The organism is Sebaldella sp. S0638 (assembly GCF_024158605.1).
In the GTDB taxonomy this organism is placed as follows: domain Bacteria; phylum Fusobacteriota; class Fusobacteriia; order Fusobacteriales; family Leptotrichiaceae; genus Sebaldella.
Map to the genome: position 1 here is coordinate 1 of NZ_JAMZGM010000176.1, position 5,386 is coordinate 5,386.

5 protein-coding genes are annotated in these 5,386 nt (G+C 32.8%); 4 read left to right on the plus strand and 1 reads right to left on the minus strand.

Annotated elements, in window-relative coordinates:
* Positions 1-36: 36 nt before the first annotated feature.
* The gene (locus tag NK213_RS18775) at positions 37-1,707 is read right to left on the minus strand and encodes a hypothetical protein (protein ID WP_253352112.1); all 1,671 of its coding nucleotides are present in this window, start codon (positions 1,705-1,707) and stop codon (positions 37-39) included.
* A 580-nt stretch (positions 1,708-2,287) separates the two neighbouring features.
* On the opposite strand from NK213_RS18775, the gene NK213_RS18780 reads away from it, so the two are divergent.
* The 4 genes from NK213_RS18780 (at position 2,288) to NK213_RS18795 (ending at position 5,340) form a co-directional block, all read left to right on the plus strand.
* Positions 2,288-2,704 carry a hypothetical protein gene (locus NK213_RS18780; protein WP_253352113.1) on the plus strand — a complete coding sequence of 139 codons (417 nt, stop codon included), beginning with the start codon at positions 2,288-2,290 and terminating at the stop codon, positions 2,702-2,704.
* Between the two features lie 238 nt (positions 2,705-2,942).
* Positions 2,943-3,596: a response regulator transcription factor gene (locus tag NK213_RS18785; protein ID WP_253352114.1), complete on the plus strand. Its 654-nt coding sequence runs from the start codon at positions 2,943-2,945 to the stop codon at positions 3,594-3,596.
* Positions 3,580-4,956: a cell wall metabolism sensor histidine kinase WalK gene (locus tag NK213_RS18790; RefSeq protein ID WP_253352115.1), complete on the plus strand. Its 1,377-nt coding sequence runs from the start codon at positions 3,580-3,582 to the stop codon at positions 4,954-4,956. Before NK213_RS18785 ends, NK213_RS18790 begins: the two co-directional genes overlap by 17 nt.
* A 66-nt stretch (positions 4,957-5,022) precedes the next feature.
* Complete coding sequence (locus NK213_RS18795) at positions 5,023-5,340, plus strand: VOC family protein (protein ID WP_253352116.1); 318 nt, start codon at positions 5,023-5,025, stop codon at positions 5,338-5,340.
* The last annotated feature ends 46 nt before the right edge of the window (positions 5,341-5,386 follow it).

Below are 5,386 nucleotides of genomic sequence, written 5' to 3' on the forward strand. Positions count from 1 at the left end.
TTCGGACACCTGCCTTCTCTCAATTAGTTTACACAATCAAGATTTTTGTGTCCACTTTTTCATACTAACACCAATATCCAGATTACGTATATTACCTATTATATCCGAACTGTCTGATTGTGCCAAACCGTTATAAGCTGTTACCGAAGAAGAACCTGATATTCTTCTGCTTATTGAAATACCAGTATTTTTATCTCCTGCTACGTTTATTGTCCCGGTATCTCCGTTAATAACCGTCTCTTCAAAATACTTTGCTCCTGTAGAAGAAGTCATAAATATATTAGGAATTCTTATTCCATAGTTCATAGAACCATTCATATCTATATTTCCTGATTCTACATATATTGTCAATGGATTTCTTGTATAATCATAGTTATATTTTGCGAAATCAATCCCTATACTTTCACTGCTGTTTATTACTATTTTATTTTTATTCAAAAAAGCTGATTCTTCAAGAGGTTTTCTCACCAAAACCCCGCACAGATTATTTAGTGTACTTGAACCTGAATTTTCATACAGACATCCTCGCGGTTCAGCATCATCTTTCTGGGTTTCCAGCATTATGCTCGCCCCAAGAAGGTTCTTCCCGCCTGCAAGAATTATTTCCCCGTCATTTATTATAACCGCAGGTAACGCATTAAAAGACTGATATTCTACAGCGACTGTCATGTGACCGTCATTTCTTCCGTGAAGTTCTATTACAGAACCCGGTGCTATATTGAAAAACGTTTTTTGGTCTTTTTCCCCAAATGCATGATTAACACTTATAAAACGTGTAGAATTATTGGCTGCCCCGTCTGTATAAGCATTTGTAGTTTCATTGATAAATACCCAGCTTCCGCTTAATGTGTAAGAACCTGCCAGTGCATTTAAAAATGCATGCGGATAGCTATTACTGTACATACTGTATGTTCCCGCCGAAACTGTTCCCGATGTAGGCGTACTTCTAGTATAGCCAAGCCTTGTGGCGTCATTATAACCATTCCACTTAAAACCTGATCCGCTTATTTCCACATTTTGTGCTGATCTTACTGTTACTGTGGCAGTACCGCTGACAGGTTCTGCGCTGGAATTCCCCAAAATCGAACTCCCCTCTGTCATAAATCCGATTCCCGCAGCCTGCCCGTATCCTGTAGATACTTTTTCCAGAATAGCGGCATTAAATAATTCCGGTATATTTAATTCCTGTGTAAATGGGTTAAATGCTGGGTCAGAAATCATAATATCCGATATTGTGTATTCTTCCGGACTCTCATAACTATTCTCTATATCAAAATTAAGACCATTATCCAAAATTTCTGAAATTATCCCCCTCTTTCTATAATTCACACCTCTCACAGGAATTATAACATCCAGATCAGCTGTATTAACTTTTTTAGGTGAATTTGCATAAATTCCGGTATTATTTTCCCCTCTGCTTTTATTACTGTAGTAGCCTGAAAAAAATATCTGATATGAAAGACATTCCGGCTTTACTATGTAATCCGACTGTAAATAAAGATCTTCCAGTTCGTTTCGTTTCTGCTTCAATATTTCTTCTATCAAAGCATAACTTTCTTTGTCCATTTTTTTGTCAGACATTTTTTCTGTAATACTGGTATAAAGCTGTTTATGCTTTAAATTATCCTGCACATAATTTTTACCATATGCCATAGCTAATGAATTCAAAGCAATAGCTACTAATAATTTTTTATTCTTTTTAATCATGGTTTCTCCAATTCTTTTATTAATGGGTATAAACAGAGTTTATACGGTAGTCTCTGTCATTCAACTAATTTGATTATAATTATTTTTCTAAACAATTAATATTTTTCAGTAACATTATTTTAGTCTCATTTTATTGATCAAACAATTAATAATACTGATTTTGTATGATGATTATATACATTTTCAATTTACTTGTCAATATAAATTTAGAATTTTCCCTCTAATTTTATCAGAATCTTTTTGTAACCAATCCTAAACTGTATAAAATACTCTTCTAATACTGAAAAATCGAAAAATTACAAACTTTCATTTATGATTTTATACTTATACACCTTTGTTTTAGATTTACACATAATAAGTATTTTCAAAAGTATACTATGTCATTTTTATTCTTCCATTATTAACTTTAAATTGCACCCTGCAATAGCACAATCCCTCTATTGACTTTTAATCAACTATTTTATTCATTTCTTTTAAAATTATTAATAAAAAAAATTTTTAAAAAATATTTTTTTCTTCACCTACATTTCACATTGATGTTATATCATAGATATATAGAAAAATTTATGAGGTGATTAAAATGACTAAAAAAAATATAATTGCAACACTGGCTGTAATGACAGCTCTGTCTTCATTCTCTTTTGCAGCTGAGACTGCTCCTGCACCGGCTCCGGGAAGACCAGCCATGCAGAAAACAATGTCTGCCGAGGATAAAAAATTATATGAGCAGATCTTCTCGAAATATGAAGATAAATTCAATAAACTTGATGTAAATCTGTTAGAAAACAGACAAGAATTACAGAAACAGCTTAGAGCAGAGAAAGTTGACTGGAAAAAAGTAGAGACTCTTACTAAAAAGAAAGCTGATCTGAAAGCTCAGAAAGAACTTTTAGGATATCAGATGAGAGCCGAACTAAAAGACAATAATCTAAGACCGTTTCATCACGGAGGAAAACAATATCACAGAGGAGACAGACCTGCTCCTCCCAGAGGATAGAATTCCGCCGGCTAAATAAGCCCACTATATTCTTTATAGTATAAATCCAAAAATATTTTGGAGAAATAAATATTCTGATACTATTGCCAAAAACAGATATTTATTTCTCCCTATTTACATTTTATAAATAATACTTTTTACATAATTTTATTTATATGATATAAATAGATATAAAAAATTTACTCTGTCATCTGATAAACTTTAATATGACAGAATGCGACCACATTAAGGAGGGAAAATGAAAATTTTAATTGTAGAGGATGAAGAAAGAATACGTAAAGTGGTTCGTTCTTTTCTTATAAAAAATGGTTATGTTGTAAGAGAGGCCGCTGACGGTGAAGAAGGTCTAGATCTTTTTTATGAATGGAATCCGGATCTTGTACTCCTTGATGTTATGATGCCTAAAAAAGACGGTTATGAAGTATGCAGAGCTATTAAAAGTGAGAAAACCACTCCTGTTCTTATGCTTACTGCCAAAACTCAGGAAGAAGACGAGATAAGGGGGCTTGAAATCGGAGCCGATGATTATATACGAAAGCCTTTCAGCCTGAAAATTCTGGAACTTCGTCTGAAAAATCTGCTTGGTGATGAAATATACACTATCGGAGAGTTTAGATTTGTAAAAAATGAAAAAAATGTATATTTTAATGATAAAATTGTTGATCTTCCCCCTAAGGAATATGATCTGCTCTATTATCTTGCGAAAAATCACAGCAAGATCTTTTCCAGAGAACAGATTTTAAATAATGTATGGGATCTTCTCTGTGAAAGTGATCCCAGAACTGTGGATACCCATGTGAAAAATCTGAGAAAAAAGATAGGACATGAGTTTATTACCACAGTAAAAGGATTTGGATATAAATTTGAGGTGAAAAATGAAAATAATATATAAGATATTCTTCTTTACAATGTTATTAATTATTTCCACGATAACATTCGGAATATTATCAAATAAATTATTTTTGAATAGTTACTATGTAGCTCTGAGGGAAAAGGAACTTATGCGTATTGCTGCTACTCTGGATACCAGAAAGCTTATTCCTGTGGAGAAAAAGAGTATTGATATTGATGATGAGACTTCATATAATTTTATTCCCAGAAGATTGTTGGAAGACACCAGAAACAGGACTACGAAAGCTTTTAAAAAAAATAATTACGAATTTGAAATATTAAAATTTTCCAGAGGTCCTACATGGCTGAAATTAATAATCAGAAAAACACCAGAAGGGCAGTACGCGCTGATAACCCCTCTTGAGCAGGTGGAAAATGCAGTGGAGGTCTCTAATACTTTCTATGTTTATGTCGGTCTGATTTCTCTCGTTTTTTCGATTCCTCTTGTTATGATATTTTCCAGATACCTGTCCAGAAAAATTACTCTGATAAACGGAAATATCAAAGAAATTATCAATCTTAACTTTTCAGAAAAGCTTGATTTACACACAAGGGATGAATTCGGTGAAACGGCTAATAATCTGAATCTTCTTTCACAGACTCTGGAGAACAATCTTCAGAATCTAAAAAATATGAATGTGGAGTTACAGCATGATATAGATTATGAAAGAAAAAAAGACCAGGATACCAAGAATTTTATTACTGCTATTACACATGAACTGAAAACTCCCATTACTATTATGAATACACATGCGGAGTTTATTGCCGGAGGATATGCTGATACTCTGGATGAGCTTCAGGAATATGCAGGTGAAATTATAAATGGAGGTCAGCATATGACTAAGCTTATTGATTCACTACTAGTTCTGCTGAAAAGTTCGTCATTTTTACATGAATTTAACTATGAAGTATTTGAATTAAGAGATTTCATTAATTCTGTACTCCAAAAATATAAAGTAGATTTTGATACAAAAGGTATTCTTTTGGACTTCAGCGTTCCGAAGACTATGGTAAATTCTAACCGGACTCTGCTGTTACAGGTTCTTACCAATCTTATCAGCAATGCTATTTCTTTTGTTCCTGATGACGGAACAGGTGAAATAAAAGTTCATTCCTTCTCAAAAGGAAATTATCTTACTATTGAGATTATAAATAACGGGCCTTCGATTCCTGAAGAGGTTATAGATAAAATATGGAAGCCATTCTTCAAAGAAGATGATTCCCGCAGCAGAAAATACGGAGGTACCGGGCTTGGTCTTGCTATTGTACAAGGTATCCTTGAAAAATTAAATTGTGACTGCGGTGTAGTAAATACTGAAAACGGCGTAAAATTTTGGTTTGATGTGGAAAAATCACTATAAAAATTGATTATTTAATAAAAAATCTGCTATAATAATACACATATAAACTTGAAAGGGAGAATTATTATGGCAAAAATAACTCCATACTTTTTATTCAATGGAAATTGCAGAGATGCTATGGAATTTTATGGAAAAATATTTAATGCAGAGCCGATTTTTGAAACTTTTGAAGAAGTTCAAAATCCTGCTCTTACAGATGAAACTAAAAATCTTATTTCTCACGGGGAACTAAAAATCGGCGAAGAAACAATCATGTTTGCTGATGTTCCGCCTGCCTACACTTATAACTTTGGAAATAATATTGTCACAGCTTTCAGATCTTCTTCTCTAGAAGAAATAAAAGAAGTTTTTTCAAGGGAGTGTGCAAGAAAGTCTGTAAATTAAATCTGATATAATAAAAGATTTGTTTTTCATATATTGATTTATCTAT

Bases quoted from the DNA above. Each gene is read 5' to 3' on its own strand.
- NK213_RS18785 (WP_253352114.1), top strand. From the start codon at position 2,943: ATGAAAATTTTAATTGTAGAGGATGAAGAAAGAATACGTAAAGTGGTT.
- NK213_RS18775 (WP_253352112.1), bottom strand. From the start codon at position 1,707: ATGATTAAAAAGAATAAAAAATTATTAGTAGCTATTGCTTTGAATTCA.
- NK213_RS18795 (WP_253352116.1), top strand. From the start codon at position 5,023: ATGGCAAAAATAACTCCATACTTTTTATTCAATGGAAATTGCAGAGAT.
- NK213_RS18780 (WP_253352113.1), top strand. From the start codon at position 2,288: ATGACTAAAAAAAATATAATTGCAACACTGGCTGTAATGACAGCTCTG.
- NK213_RS18790 (WP_253352115.1), top strand. From the start codon at position 3,580: ATGAAAATAATATATAAGATATTCTTCTTTACAATGTTATTAATTATT.